Raw genomic sequence first — 13,401 nt, forward strand, 5'->3', positions numbered from 1 at the left:
ACCCTGGCTGGAGACGATCACGTAGCCCGTGCCGCCCGGGCCGTAGTAGACGTCGACGCCCTCGGCGTCCGCGGTCAGCCGCGTGCCGCCGTACCCCTTGGCGTCGGGGTCGATCGGCTCGCACTCCTCGGTCTCCTCGTTGTAGGCGTCGTGGATGCCGAAGTCCGTGGTCTTGTCGATCAGCTTCGGCGCGACCCGCGAGGTCAGCGGTAGCTGAACCCGCCAGAGGCCGACGTCCTCCTGCGCCGCGTAGAGAACGCCGGTCTTCTGGTCGACCGCCACGCCCTCGAACTGCGGCAGCACGCCCGGTTCCTCGCACGGGGTCCAGGTCGTGCCGTCCGGCAGCGGGAAGCTGCCCGGCATCGTGACCGTCTTGATGCTCGTGTAGCCGAGCTTGCCGCCGATCTCGACGATCCGTGCGGTCGCGATGGCGGTCGCGCCCTCCTGCGTGACGACCGCGTAGGTCTCGCCGCGCCCGGGCTGCCAGACCGCCAGGCCGTACGCCGTGTGCTCCTCGTCGACCGCTTCGCGGTCGGGGTTGAAGAGGAACTTCTGGTCGGGGGCGGTGACCTCGACCAACGGGGTACGGGCGTCGGCGCCCGCCGGGTCGATGCGGAAGAACCGGAGCTGGTCGTTGTAGCGGTCGGAGACGACCGCGACGTCGACGTTGCGGCCGCCGAGGCGGACGTCGTACGCGATGTCCACGTTGTTGTAACGGCCCTTGGCGGTGTCCGCGCGCGGCGCCTCGGTCGCCTCGAGCGACTGGATCTCCTTGGAGCCGAGGTCGTAGACGCGCAGGCCGCCTTCCTTGGCGGTCACGATCACGATGGACTTGCGGGAGTCCTTCGGGTGGACCCAGATGGCCGGGTCGTCGCCGGAGGCGTTGCCGCCCTCGTCGTCGTCGTAGAGGACGGGGGTCTCGTTGTCGGTGGTCACGACCGCGGGGTCGCGGTGCGACGGATGCGTTGTCATGGGGTGCGCGCTCGCGGGGCCGGCGGCCAGGAACACCGCTGCGACCGCGCCCACGGATGCGACGTTACGGAAGGTATGACTCACAGCAAGACCCTCCGCTGGTGACCTGCCGGCTGGTTGACCGTCAGATGTAGATCAGTCGAACTCTCCGGCGGGTCGACTACCGGGCCGCGGGCCAGCGGGCGGGGTCGGCCGGATCGGCGAGCACGTCCAGGTCGTCGTAGGCGGCCGCCGGGTCGCCGTCCAGGTTCTGGAACTCGCTGAAGACCCGGGTGCCGGACACGTTCCACACCACCAGGGACGTGGCGGACCGCCGCGCGTCGTGACCATCCACAATGGTGTTGGGCGCGTCGTCCCGGCCGAGCCGGCTCCCGGGATCGGCGTTCTTGTCGACGCCCACGACGAGCTGCCGCCGTTCGCCAGAGGGACGGTCCGCCTCGGCGGCCGTGTCGACGAGGCAGAGATCCGCGCCCCAGAGCTTCCCGTCGGCACTGACCCGGACCAGGCTGCGGGCCGGGTACAGCTCCGCGGTCGCGCCCGTGAGCGTGAACGGCAGCCGGATCGGCTCGCCGGCGGTGAGCCGCACCGACTCCGCCACCTTGCGCGCCACGGCCGCGGCCGCCGCGGGGGTGCGACCGCTGCTGCCGGCGTACGAGACGCGCGCCCACGCGCCCGGGGCGTACTCCCACCGCAGTGCGGAACACGAGCCGCGAACGGCCGGGTCGGTCAGGCAGACGGCCGGCCGGCCGTTGACGTCGTCGGTCGACCGCTCCTTGGCATCCATCGGCAGCCCGAGCGCGCCGCCGGCGAAGTCCGTGACCGGTCGGCCCCTGGCGAGCACCGTCACGACGAGGCCGAGGTCGGTGCCGCCGTCGGCCCAGCCGACGTCGAAGCCGGCGAAGCTCTGCTCCGTCGTCCCGATCTCCGCCTGCTCGTCCTTGAGACCCGCCGGCACCCAACCGACGTGCAACGTGCGCACCAGCGGGTCGAACCGCTCGGGTGCGTCGGACGCGTCCGTCGTCATCGCGGCCACCAGCACGGGATCGGGCGGCGACCCGTTGAGCTCGATGTCGGGGTGGACGCCGGGCCCGGTGTCCAAGGGGTTGACGGCCACCAGCGCGGCGACGACCGCGGCGACCCCGCCGGCGGCGGCGTACCGGCGGGCCCGCCGCCTGCGCCGGCCACGCGCGATGATGGCACCGACGTCGGGACTGGCCGCCGGCCCGGCGTAGTCGAGTGCGTTCCGCAGATCTTCGATGGTGTTCACGACAGTGCCTCCTCCGAAAGCGCGAGGTCGGGCGAGACGCGCAACTTGACCAGGGCGCGCGCGCAGGTGCTCTTCACCGTGCCGGCCGCGATGTCGAGGATGCGCGCGATCTCGGCCTCGCTGAGATCCTCGTAGTAGCGCAGGACGATCACGGCCCGCTCGCGACGGGTGAGCGCCGCCAGCGCGCGTTGCACCGCGTCCCGGCCGACCACCTGCTCCGAATGGTCCGGAACAAGCGAAACGGCCGGCATCGTCTCGGTGGGCTGCTCCCGCCCGAAGCCGCGCCGTAGCCAGTCGGTGCGCCCGTTGACGAGCCCGGCTCGCACGTAGCCCAGGGGGTTGTCCTGTCTGACCTCGGACCACCGCAGGAACGTGCGGGTGAGGACGGTCTGCAGGAGTTCTTCCGCCCGCCCGGCGTCACCGACGATCAGGTCGGCGACGTGCAGCAGCCGGCCGTAGTTGGCCGTGACGAACACGGTGAACTCGTCCTCGACCGATGACGGTGTCCGCATACCCTCAAGACGCAGCTTCGCCCGATCCGGTTCTGCGCCGACGGCAGATGCCGCTCAGTGGCCCGAGTCGCCCTGGCCCGCGGTGGTGGGGAGGTTGCCGAGGACGTGGTTGATCACGTGGACGCGGCCGTTGGCGATGCGGTAGTCCGCGCACACCGTGCGGGCCTCGTCGCCGATCTGGGCCATGTCACCGTCCGCCGACGACACGCGTACCGTCGTGCCGTCCAGGGTCTTGATCGAGTCCGCGTCGCGCAGGTCTTCCAGGCTCAGCGACCGGTCGACGATGTGCGCGCGCAGCAGCGTACGCAGCGTGTCCTTGTCTTTGATCATCAGCTCGTCCAGGTTGTCCTGGGAGAACTTGGCGGCGAACGCGTCGTCCGACGGCGCCAGCACCGTGATCGCCTGCTTGCCCTCGAGCTCGGGCAACAGCTCCGACGCGCGCATCGCGCCGTCGAAGGTGGTCAGGACCGTGATCCAGCTCAGCGCCTCGCCCGCCTTCTCGCGGGACAGCGCCGTCGGGTTGCCGGGCTCGTCGCCCGCCGGCAGTTCGGCGCAGAGCGGCCCGGCGAGGCCGTCGGGGGTCACCGGTGCGTCCGAACCGCTGCAACCGGCCGCCGCCAGCAACGAGACCGACAGGACCAGAGCGAGCGTGCGCCGCATCGGAGACCTCCAGGAAAGAAAAGGTGACGACATCGGCGGGCCGGGCTTCCCGGTCCGGCCCGCCGACGCGTCGGGGTTAGATCATCACAGGGTGGCGCACTGGCCGGCCCGCGGGCCGTCGACCGTGTTGCGAACCTCGAGGTTGGTCGGAGCCGGGCTGTTGCCGGCGCAGCTCAGCGGGCCGCTGATGCTGTTGCCGGCGATGTACGGCGCCGCGCCTCCGGTGTTGTTGGCGACGTTGACCGGGCCCGACACCTTGGTGCCGATGACCGTCACCGGGCCGTTCGTGTTCGCGACCGACAGCGGGCCACGCAGCGTGCTCTCGCCGAGGAAGACCCCGGCCGCGCTCGCGGCGTTGACCGGACCGCTGATGGTCGTGTTGGTGGCGACCAGGGTCGCGCCCGGACGCACGTTGACCGGACCGTTGACCGTCGCGCCCGACAGGCAGGCGAAGCCCGAGATGGTCAGCGGGCCGTTGTGCGTGCCGGTCAGGGTCGGGTAGACCCGCTCACCGGACACCCACTCCTCTTCGGCCTGCTCGTCCAGCAGCAGCGGGATCAGGCCCCGCTCCGGCTGGGCCAGCGGCACGATGTAGCCGTCGGCGACCTTGACGACCTTCCAGCCGTGTGCGGCGATCCGCTCGGCGACCGTGGCACCGACGTCGTTCGGACCGTCGGTACGGGCACCGTTGTACTGCTCCTCGGTGAGCTTGTAGGCACACGGAGCGCTGTCGAGGATCATGTCCGCGGTCGGCAGGTCCTCGCGGGGACCGGCCTCACCCGGGTGCGGCGCCGGGTGCAGCGGGACGACCCGCGAACCCCGGAAGACGATCCGGCCGTTGTTGCCGGCCTGGAACTCGATCGCCTCGCCACGCGCCTTCTTGATGTCGCCGACCTGGGCGTGGTGGTAGTCCATGAACTGGTTGAACGTCCACAGCGCCGAGAAGGTCTTGCGGCGACGGTTGTTCGCCGTGTTGCTCTCGTCCGGCCGGGTCGCGCCGCCGGAGCTGCGCAGCTCGAGCAGCGAGTTGACCGTGTTCTTCAGGCCGAGGGTGTTGCGCAGGATGGTCTCCTCGGACAGACCCACACCGCTGCCGTTCGCGCAGCCGTACGGGCACGCCCACCAACCGTCCTTGGCGCCCTCGACGTACATGTGGTTCTCGATCATGTCGAGCGACTCGTCGAAGATCTGCTGAGCCACGTTCTGGTGGCGCGGCGGCAGCATCGGCAGGTCACCGGCCTGGCTGTTGCCGTACTCGTGACCGTCGTAACCGGCCACCGGGCGGTAGTCGCGCAGCATCCGCACGTACGCCGCGGTCTCCGGCTGGCGGATCAGCGAGTAGTCCCGGTTGAGGTCCTGGCCGGTCGTGTTGCCACGGGTGTTGGCGGCCCGGCCGTCACCGTTGATCGTGGGGATGATCAGGACGGTGGTGGCCTTGAGCAGGTCCAGCGTGCGGGCGTCGTCGCTGAACGCCAGCTGCCGAGCCATGATCAGGCAGGCCTCGCGGTCGCCCGGCTCGTTGCCGTGGACGTTGCAGTTGACCGCCAGCGGCGAGGTCGCGGCAACCGCGGCCGGGGTCGCCGGCGGGGTCGGGTAGCCGATGACGAACATGTTGATCGGGCGGTTCTGCACGGTGCGGCCGATCTCGACCACCCGCACCCGCTCGCTCAGCCGGTCGACCTCCGCCGTGTAGGCGTACTCGTTGACGTCGCTGGTGTACTGCGCGGCGTTGGTGGTCTCCCACTGCGTGCGCAGGTTCTGGCCCGCGGTGGTGGGGTCACCCCACGGCGCCTTGGTGGTGCCGGCGACCGCCGTCGAGTAGGGCTGCTCGGCGGTGCCGATGCGGGCCCGGACGCGCCACTGGAAGCGGTCACCGGGGTTGAACCCGGCGTCCGCGAACGTCGGCGACTCGTTGTTGATCTGACGGTTCGGCCGCCAGACGCCGACGACCCGCGCGGTGTCGGTCGGGTTGCCCGCCGCGTCGACCGCGGTGCGCTCGATCTGGTAGTCGGTGGCACCGTCGACCGGCGTCCAGGCGACCGTTGCGAACCCGTCTGCCTGGCTGACCGTGAGGTCGGTTACCTGGTTGGGCTCAGCCGCGAACGCCGCGGTGGACGTCACGACCGGTGAGAGAGTGGCAGCTAGCAAGGCGGAAAGTCCGATGACCATAGACCGCCGATGTTTCATTGAACCTCCAGGTGGGGGAACCTGTCTTTGAGCTAGACATCGGTGCCCGTCAGCCTGACCGTCCTCATGGGCCCATCGCAACGATCTTGAGTAACTCTTGAGCCTTTCGTTTGGCCGTTGCGGCAGGCCAGCCCGGCTACCGACGCCAACCCGCACATACCGACAAGCTGTCAGATGACAATTGGGTTACGGTCGTACGCTCAGCGTTGCGTCGAGCGGGAACGTGCTTTCACGTGCGATCAGTTCCGCGGGTACGCGTTCCACGCGCGGGTGCGGCGACGGAGGCGAGAGGGCCAGCGACATCGCCAGGGCGCCCATGTCGGCGAGCGGCAGGCGGATCGTGGTCAGGGCCGGCGTCACGTCGCGGGCGATCGGCATGTCGTCGAAGCCGATGACGCTGATCCGGCGGTCGACGCCGCGCAGGTGGGCCAGCGCGCCGACCGCCATCGAGTCGTTGAGCGCCGCGATCGCCGTCAGGCGCGGGTGGGCGGCCAGCAGGTCGGCCGTCGCCCTGGCGCCGCTGTCGCGGTCGAAGTCCGCGTAGGCCACCTTCGGCGGCGGGCGGTGGTGGGAGCGGGCCGCCCGCCGGACGCCGGTCAGCCGGTCGGTGGTCGTCGTCAGGTTGCGCGGGCCCGCGATCACGCCGACGTCGCGGTGACCGAGCGCGTAGAGGTGCTCGCCCGCGAGATAGCCGCCGGCCTCGTTGTCGGGCACCACCGCGTCGCCGGTGCGGTCGTGGCGGCCGATCACCGCGACCCGGCCACCGGTCAGCTCGTACGCGCGCAGCTTGCCGCGCAGCGCCCGGGCGAAACCCGCGTCGTGGTAGCCCGAACCCGCCAGCACCATCGCCGCCACCTGGTGGGCGCGCAGCAACTCGACGTAATCGAGCTCGCGGGCCGGGTCGCGGTAGGTGTTGCAGATGATGACCAGGCGGCCGTCGGTCGTGGCGACCCGTTGCAGGCCGCGGGTTATCTCGGCGAAGTAGGGGTCGGAGACGTCGTGGACGACCACGCCGACGGCCGTGCGCTCGGAGCGGGCGAGTTGGCGGGCGTGGGCGTTGGGCACGTAGTGCAGGTCGGCCACGGCGGCCTCGACCCGGTCGCGCAGCGCGGCGCTGACGGGCTTGCTGCTGCCGTTGATGATGCGCGAGGCGGTCGCCGTCGAGACGCCCGCCCGGCGCGCGACGTCGTCCAGCGTGGCCACGCCCGAGATCATACGGGTAAGCCCTTGCCTACAACCATCCCGCTCGATACCTTTCCCAGGAAAGCGCTTACCTGGGGAGGTAGGGGAACGTGGATCGCAAACCCATCGGGATCATCCTCAACGGAGTGACCGGACGGATGGGCTACCGCCAGCATCTGGTCCGCTCGCTGCTAGCGATCCGCGACGCCGGCGGCCTGCCGTTGCGCGACGGCACGCTGCTCTGGCCCGAGCCCGTGCTGGTCGGCCGCGACGACGCCAAGCTGAAGACGATCGCCGAGCGGCACGGCCTGACCGAATGGACGACCGACCTCGGCGAGGCGCTGGCCCGGCCGGACGTCGAGGTCTACTTCGACGCGCAGGTGACCAACGCGCGCGAGAAGGCGATCCGCGCCGCCGTCGCCGCCGGCAAGCACGTCTACACCGAGAAGCCGACCGCCGGCGACCTGGCCGGCGCGGTCGAGTTGGCCCGCCTCGCCGACGCGGCGGGCGTCAAGCACGGCGTCGTGCAGGACAAGCTCTTCCTGCCGGGCCTGCGCAAGCTCGACCGGCTCGTCAAGGGCGGCTTCTTCGGTCGCATCCTCAGCGTGCGCGGCGAGTTCGGCTACTGGGTGTTCGAAGGCGACTGGCAGCCCGCCCAGCGTCCATCGTGGAACTACCGCACTGCCGACGGCGGCGGCATCGTCGTCGACATGTTCCCGCACTGGCACTACGTGCTCGAGCAGATCTTCGGGCCGGTCGAGGCCGTCACCGCGCACGTCGCCACGCACATCCCGCGCCGGTGGGACGAGCAGGGCGAGCCCTACGAGGCGACCGCCGACGACGCGGCGTACGGGATCTTCGAGCTCGCGGGCGGCATCGTCGCGCAGATCAACTCGTCCTGGGCCGTCCGGGTCTACCGCGACGAGCTCGTCGAGTTCCAGGTCGACGGCACCGCCGGCAGCGCGGTCGCAGGGCTGCGCGAATGCAAGGTCCAGCACCGGTCGACGACGCCGAAGCCCGTCTGGAACCCCGACCTCCCGGCCACCGAACGGTTCCGCGAGCAGTGGCAGCTCGTGCCCGACAACGAGGAGTTCCGCAACGGCTTCCAGGAGCAGTGGGAGCTGTTCCTGCGGCACGTGGCCGAGGACACCCCGTACACGTGGGATCTGTGGGCGGGTGCCCGCGGCGTGCAGCTCGCCGAGCTCGGTGCGCTGTCGGCGCGCGAAGGCCGGCGGGTCGCCATCCCGGAGCTGGCGCCGTGACGACGGTCGTGCTGCCCGACGGGCCGTTCACGTTCAGCGGCAAGGGCGCCGCCTACGCGACGCCAGGGGCCGGATTCACGAGCCGGGTCGCGTACGCGGCCGCGCACGTCGTCGCCGATCCCGGCGCTGACAACACCCCGGGCGCGCCGGCCGCCCTCGACTGGGACGCCACCCTCGCGTTCCGGCACCACCTGTGGTCGCACGGCTTCGGCGTCGCCGAGGCGATGGACACCGCGCAGCGCGGAATGGGCCTCGACTACGCGGCGACCCGCGAGCTGATCCGGCGCAGCGCGCGGGAGGCGGCCGGCCCGATCGTCGCGGGCGTGGCCACCGACCAGTTGCCGCCGGGCACGGCGAGCCTCGACAAGGTCCGCAAGGCGTATGCCGAGCAGCTAGCCGACGTGCGGGTCGCGGGCGCGACGCCGGTGCTGATGTGCAGCCGCCACCTCGCCGCCACGGCTCGCGACCAGGACGACTACCTCGACGTGTACGGCGATCTGCTGCGCCAGGCCGACGGACCCGTGGTGCTGCACTGGCTCGGCGAGATGTTCGACCCGGCGCTGGCCGGCTACTGGGGTCCCGACCCGGTCGCCACCGTGCTCGAGCTGATCGGCGCGCACACCGCCAAGGTCGACGGCATCAAGGTCTCGCTGCTCGACGAGGCCTTCGAGGTCGACCTGCGCCGCCGGCTGCCGGCCGGGGTGCGGCTCTACACCGGCGACGACTTCAACTATCCGGCGCTCATCAAGGGCGACGAGGCCGGTTACTCCGACGCGCTGCTCGGCATCTTCGCCGCGATCGCACCACCGGCGGCGGCCGCGCTGCGAGCGCTGGACGCGGGCGACCTGAGCGGCTACGACGAGATCTTCGCGCCCACCGTGCCGCTGGCCCGGCACGTGTTCGGCACACCCACCTTCTACTACAAGACCGGCATCGTGTTCCTCGCCTGGCTGGCCGGCCACCAGACCCACTTCACGATGGTCGGCGGACTGCAGAGCGGCCGGTCGCCGCGGCACCTCGGCACGCTGATCCGGCTCGCCGACGCGGCGGGCGTGCTCCCGGACGCCGACCTGGCCGCGTCCCGCGCCCGCGCGTGGTCCATCACAGTGGGAGTCCCGCAGTGAGCAGTCGGTTCGCGCTCAACTCGGCCACCACCATGCACTGGCCGCTGCCCGACCTCGTCGCCGGCTGCGTCCGCGCCGGCGTCCGCGGCGTCGGCCTCTGGCGCGAGGAGACCTCGGCCTTCGGCCTGGAGAAGACCGCCGCTCTGGTACGCGACGCGGGCCTGTCGGTCACCTCCCTGTGCCGCGGCGGTTTCTTCAACGAGCCCGGCTGGTACGACGACAACCGGCGCGCCATCGACGAGGCGGCGACGCTCGGCGCACCCGTGCTGGTGCTGGTCTCCGGCGGCCTGCTCGCCGGCAGCCGTGACCTGGACGGCGCCCGCGCACACGTGGGCGACGCCGTCGGGCGGCTGGTGCCGCACGCCCTCGCGGCCGGCGTGCGCCTGGCGGTGGAGCCGCTGCACCCGATGTTCGCCGCCGACCGCTGCGTCGTCTCCACCCTTGGCCAGGCGCTGGACCTGGTCGCACCGCACCCGGTCGAGGCGGCCGGGGTCGTGGTCGACACCTATCACCTGTGGTGGGACGACCAGGTGTGGGCGCAGATCGAGCGGGCCGGCCGGCACCGCCGGATCGCCTGCTTCCAGGTCGCCGACTGGGTCACCCCGCTGCCGGCGGGCGTGCTTCTCGGCCGCGGCCTGCCGGGCGACGGCTGCGTCGACAACCGCCGGTTCCGCCGCGCGGTGGATGCCGCCGGCTACACGGGCCCGGTCGAGGTCGAGGTGTTCTCGGCGTCGGTCTGGGACCGGCCGGGCGACGAGGTGCTCGACGCGGCGCTGCGGGGTTACCGGGAGACGGTCGAGGGATGACGGAGCTGTCCGTCGACGGCGTGGTCGTGGCGTCCTATGTGGTCGATCCTGCGGTCGACGTGAGCCAAGGATCTCGCCCGTATCTGCATCCGGTGCGCACGCTGGGCGGGGTCACGGTCACCGATTTCGCGCCGGACGACCACAACTGGCACCTGGGCGTCTCGGTCACGATGCAGGACGTCGACGGCACCAACCTGTGGGGCGGCCGCACCTGGGTTCGCGACCAGGGCTACACCTGGCTCGCCGACCACGGCGCGATCGTGCACACGGGTTGGCTGCCGTCGGACGACGGTCTGCGGCACCGGATGGAATGGCGGGACAAATACGGCGTGGTGCTGCTCACCGAGGAGCGACACCTGGCCGCCCGGAGATGCGCGCTCGGCTGGGAGCTGGCGGTCGACTTCACGCTCCTCGCGGAGCGACCCGTCGCGCTGGGCAGCCCGGCGACCAACGGCCGCCCCGGCGGGGCCGGCTACGGCGGCTTCTTCTGGCGGGCGACACCGGGCGAGACGCACGTGTTCACCGCCGACGCGGCGGGCGAGGAGAACGTCAACGGCAGCAGCGCGGCGTGGTTGGCGTTGACCGGGCCGGGGCCGTACACCCTGGTGTTCCGGGGTCTCGAGGGAGACGACCGGTGGTTCGTGCGGACCGGCATCTATCCGGGCGTCTGCGCCGCCCTTGCCTTCGACCATCCGGCGGTGGTGACGCCGGACGCGCCCCTCACCCGCCACCTCCGCGTCCTCGTCGCCGACGGCACTCCCGGCATCGACACGCTCGGCGCCGCCGGCGCGGCGCCTGACCTCAGCTCTGGTTGACGTTATAAGCGCACACCGACCGTGACCCGCGTCGCGGGCGGCGGCTGTCTGCGGCTGCGTCCCGCGTGCCAGGGTCGCCGGTCGGCCCACCCGCCCACTGACCAGGACGTCGGCATCGCCCATGGCTTGCTCGACCAGGTCGGAGCGGACGAGGTGACGGTACGGCTGGCCCGCCCGGACGACCCGGCGCCGAGCGGCACGCTGCTGTACGCGGCTCGGTTCCCGGACGGCTGCATCATGGGTCACGTCAAGTCGTTCCCCGCGGGTGACGGCTCATATCAGCTCGTGGGCCCGCTCCCCGACGGGAGCTGCCTGTCCGGCTGAGCGGTCGCCATTGCCAGGCACGACGGAGGCGCCGCCGCGGCGATGGACCGCGGCTGGCCGGATGCGATGCGGGGTGCCGATCGCCGACCGCCACGGAGTGCGCCGCCGGTGTGCGTCCACCGGCGGCGCAGTCCTGCGGGTTGTCGGCTAAGGCCGATAGGTGCCGAACTCGAGCCGACCCGTGACGGGGATCGACACGTCGTCCTTGCCCGGGCTGTCGAGGGTCACGTCGGTTGACGTGTCGGTGATCGCGGTCGCGAACAGCCGGTCCGCGCCGACCAGGAGGATCTTGATCGACACGCCGTCCGGGCCGGTCATGCCGAGGTCGACGTTCTTGCCCGTCGTCATGTCGACGATCTTCATCGCGTTGCGGACCGTGCCCGGGTCGCTGTTGTGGAAGCTGACCCCGACGTAGCGGCCGTCGTCGGAGATGCTCTGGACCGTGAAGCCGCCGGTGCAGCAGTTGATGTCGTACGGCACCCGCTTGACGACCTTGCCCGCCGCGGTGGTGGTGACGATCCTGCCCTGCTCGCCGTATGCGACGTAGGCGCCGTTGCGAGAGAAGGCCAGGTAATCGCGCCAGGCCAGCGGCGCCGCCGTCGTCGCCCCCGTGTTCACGTCGACGATGCGCGCATCGTTGCTGCGGGCCACGACCAGCCGGCGCGAGTCCGGCATCCACTTCGGGCCCGCACCCGAGCGGCACGCGACCCCCGAGGGCAGGACCACCCTGCTCCCACCGCCGTCGAGCGACGCCACGACGAGCGCGCCCAGGTCGGACGCCGGCTCGTCGCTCTCGACCCACGCGACCGAGCTGCCGTCGGGCGAGAACACGATCGACTGGCGTACGCAGTCGTTCTGCACCAGCGTGCCCCGCAGCGATGCCGTGCGCAGCTTGTCGTCGGCCAGCACATTGATCTTGAATGGCCCGGTGGGCCCGCCTGTCAGGTAGTACAGCGTCCCGGGCAGCGACGACTTGCCGCCGGACTCGCTCCACGGACCCAGCGTGAACTTCGCCGCCGAGTTCGAGGTGCCCGGCGTGCCCGGGGTGCCCGTCGTCACCGGACGGTCCGGAGTCGCCGAGGCGGTGGGGCCGGGAGTCGGAGCTCCCGTGACCGTTGGGACCGGCGTCGTGCCCGGCCCGACGTAGCCGTTGGGTTCGGACGCCACCGCGAAGGTGACTCCGCCGGCCGCGACGACCGCGACGGCCGCGAGCGAGACCGCGACGGCCCGGTGCCGCGACTGCCGCCGTGACCCCTGCAGCACCCGGTCGCGCAGGTCCACCGGCTTGGCGAGGTCCGCGAGGTCGGCGAGGTCGTCGTGGAACTGCTGCGTGTTGACGCCGTTCATCGGGCCACCCCCGTAAAGTAGAACTCGTTCAATTCAGGCGCGATCGTGCGTAGCCGGGCCAAAGCCTTGGCTGTCTGGCTCTTGACGGTGCCGACCGAGACGCCAAGCAGTTCGGCCGCCTCGATTTCGCTGCGATCCTCGAAGAACCGCAGCACCAGCACCGCCCGCTGGCGGTTGGTCAGCCGGAGCAGCGCCGCCCGCAGGGTGAGCCGCACCGTCGTGGCGTGGGCGTGGTCACCGCCGCGCGGCGCCTCCGGCACGTCCGCGGCCAGCGACTCCATCACCTTGCCTCGCCGCCACCAGGCGACCTGCAGGTGATACATGATCTTCCGGGTGTACGCCTCCGCGTTGCCGGAGTGGTGCAGGCTCCGCCATGACCGGTGCGTACGGATCAACGCGTTCTGCACCAGGTCCTCAGCAAGGTGCTGATCCCCGGTGAGCAGGAACGCGGACCGCAACAACGACGGCGTGCGACTCCGCACGAACGCGTCGAACTCGTCGGCCAATGACTCCACGCCGACCAACCTCTCTCTGCCTGAACTGGCCAATGGGTCCGCACTGGCCAATGGGTCCGCACTGGCCAATGGGTCCGCACTGGCCAGTGGGTCCGCATTGGCCGCAGCCGCTGACGACACTCCCACCAAGTCCTCCCCAGGTCGATGAATGGTGGGCGCCGGCCGGCAAGCCCCGTGGGTGTTGCGCGTTGGTAGATGCGCGCTGACCCGCCGGGAGTTGCCGGCCCGAGGGAGATTTTTCGTGCAAGCCGTTGTCGGGAAACCGGCACACGGTGAAGGGACGGCCGTCCGCGGCCGCCCCTTCATGCGAGCCGATCGACCCCGACGCCAAGGGGTACGGCGGCACGCGGCTGACCGCTGACGCCGAGGGCGTCGACGTCTACTACGGCCCGGGCGGCACGGGCTACGTGATCGTCTCCAGCCAGGGC

14 protein-coding genes are annotated in these 13,401 nt (G+C 71.4%); 6 read left to right on the forward strand and 8 right to left on the reverse strand.

Annotated elements, in window-relative coordinates:
- From Air01nite_RS38890 to Air01nite_RS38915, 6 genes are all read right to left on the reverse strand, one after another.
- The coding region (locus Air01nite_RS38890) for a phytase (protein ID WP_203708430.1) at positions 1–1,026 on the reverse strand (1,026 nt) is incomplete at its 3' end.
- A 106-nt stretch (positions 1,027–1,132) separates the two neighbouring features.
- Positions 1,133–2,239, reverse strand: coding sequence for a hypothetical protein (locus tag Air01nite_RS38895; protein WP_203708431.1), 1,107 nt, complete (start codon positions 2,237–2,239; stop codon positions 1,133–1,135).
- The gene (locus Air01nite_RS38900) at positions 2,236–2,751 is read right to left on the reverse strand and encodes a SigE family RNA polymerase sigma factor (RefSeq protein WP_203708432.1); all 516 of its coding nucleotides are present in this window, start codon (positions 2,749–2,751) and stop codon (positions 2,236–2,238) included. Before Air01nite_RS38900 ends, Air01nite_RS38895 begins: the two co-directional genes overlap by 4 nt.
- 54 nt (positions 2,752–2,805) lie before the next feature.
- On the reverse strand, positions 2,806–3,411 hold the full coding sequence (locus tag Air01nite_RS38905; protein ID WP_203708433.1) for a fasciclin domain-containing protein: 606 nt from the start codon (positions 3,409–3,411) through the stop codon (positions 2,806–2,808).
- A gap of 84 nt (positions 3,412–3,495) precedes the next feature.
- Positions 3,496–5,532 carry a M14 family zinc carboxypeptidase gene (locus Air01nite_RS38910; protein WP_239091269.1) on the reverse strand — a complete coding sequence of 679 codons (2,037 nt, stop codon included), beginning with the start codon at positions 5,530–5,532 and terminating at the stop codon, positions 3,496–3,498.
- Positions 5,533–5,784: 252 nt separating this feature from the next.
- A complete protein-coding gene (locus Air01nite_RS38915; RefSeq protein WP_203708435.1) occupies positions 5,785–6,801 on the reverse strand; it encodes a LacI family DNA-binding transcriptional regulator in 1,017 nt (338 codons plus the stop codon).
- 89 nt (positions 6,802–6,890) lie between these two features.
- Between Air01nite_RS38915 and Air01nite_RS38920 the strand changes: the two genes are divergently transcribed.
- From Air01nite_RS38920 to Air01nite_RS38940, 5 genes are read left to right on the forward strand one after another with little or no spacing between them, the layout of a single operon-like run.
- Positions 6,891–8,042, forward strand: a complete 1,152-nt coding sequence (locus Air01nite_RS38920; protein WP_203708436.1) for a Gfo/Idh/MocA family protein — start codon at positions 6,891–6,893, stop codon at positions 8,040–8,042.
- Positions 8,039–9,166: a DUF993 family protein gene (locus Air01nite_RS38925; RefSeq protein WP_203708437.1), complete on the forward strand. Its 1,128-nt coding sequence runs from the start codon at positions 8,039–8,041 to the stop codon at positions 9,164–9,166. The genes Air01nite_RS38920 and Air01nite_RS38925 overlap by 4 nt, the downstream gene beginning before the upstream one ends.
- Positions 9,167–9,198: 32 nt before the next feature.
- The gene (locus Air01nite_RS38930) at positions 9,199–9,972 is read left to right on the forward strand and encodes a sugar phosphate isomerase/epimerase family protein (protein ID WP_203708442.1); all 774 of its coding nucleotides are present in this window, start codon (positions 9,199–9,201) and stop codon (positions 9,970–9,972) included.
- Complete coding sequence (locus tag Air01nite_RS38935) at positions 9,969–10,787, forward strand: DUF6807 domain-containing protein (RefSeq protein ID WP_203708438.1); 819 nt, start codon at positions 9,969–9,971, stop codon at positions 10,785–10,787. The genes Air01nite_RS38930 and Air01nite_RS38935 overlap by 4 nt, the downstream gene beginning before the upstream one ends.
- Before the next feature lie 21 nt (positions 10,788–10,808).
- Entirely contained in the window at positions 10,809–11,111 is a 303-nt protein-coding gene (locus Air01nite_RS38940) for a hypothetical protein (RefSeq protein ID WP_203708439.1), read from the forward strand.
- A 147-nt stretch (positions 11,112–11,258) separates the two neighbouring features.
- Here Air01nite_RS38940 and Air01nite_RS38945 read toward each other — a convergent pair whose 3' ends face one another.
- Entirely contained in the window at positions 11,259–12,458 is a 1,200-nt protein-coding gene (locus Air01nite_RS38945; RefSeq protein WP_203708440.1) for a TolB family protein, read from the reverse strand.
- Entirely contained in the window at positions 12,455–12,973 is a 519-nt protein-coding gene (locus tag Air01nite_RS38950) for a SigE family RNA polymerase sigma factor (RefSeq protein ID WP_203708441.1), read from the reverse strand. Before Air01nite_RS38950 ends, Air01nite_RS38945 begins: the two co-directional genes overlap by 4 nt.
- A 272-nt stretch (positions 12,974–13,245) precedes the next feature.
- Here Air01nite_RS38950 and Air01nite_RS38955 point away from each other — a divergent pair.
- Positions 13,246–13,401, forward strand: a 156-nt coding sequence (locus tag Air01nite_RS38955) for a phytase (RefSeq protein ID WP_239091270.1), incomplete at its 3' end; no start/stop codon positions are given.

The sequence above is a fragment of the Asanoa iriomotensis genome (assembly GCF_016862515.1).
GTDB classification, from domain to species: Bacteria; Actinomycetota; Actinomycetes; order Mycobacteriales; family Micromonosporaceae; genus Asanoa; species Asanoa iriomotensis.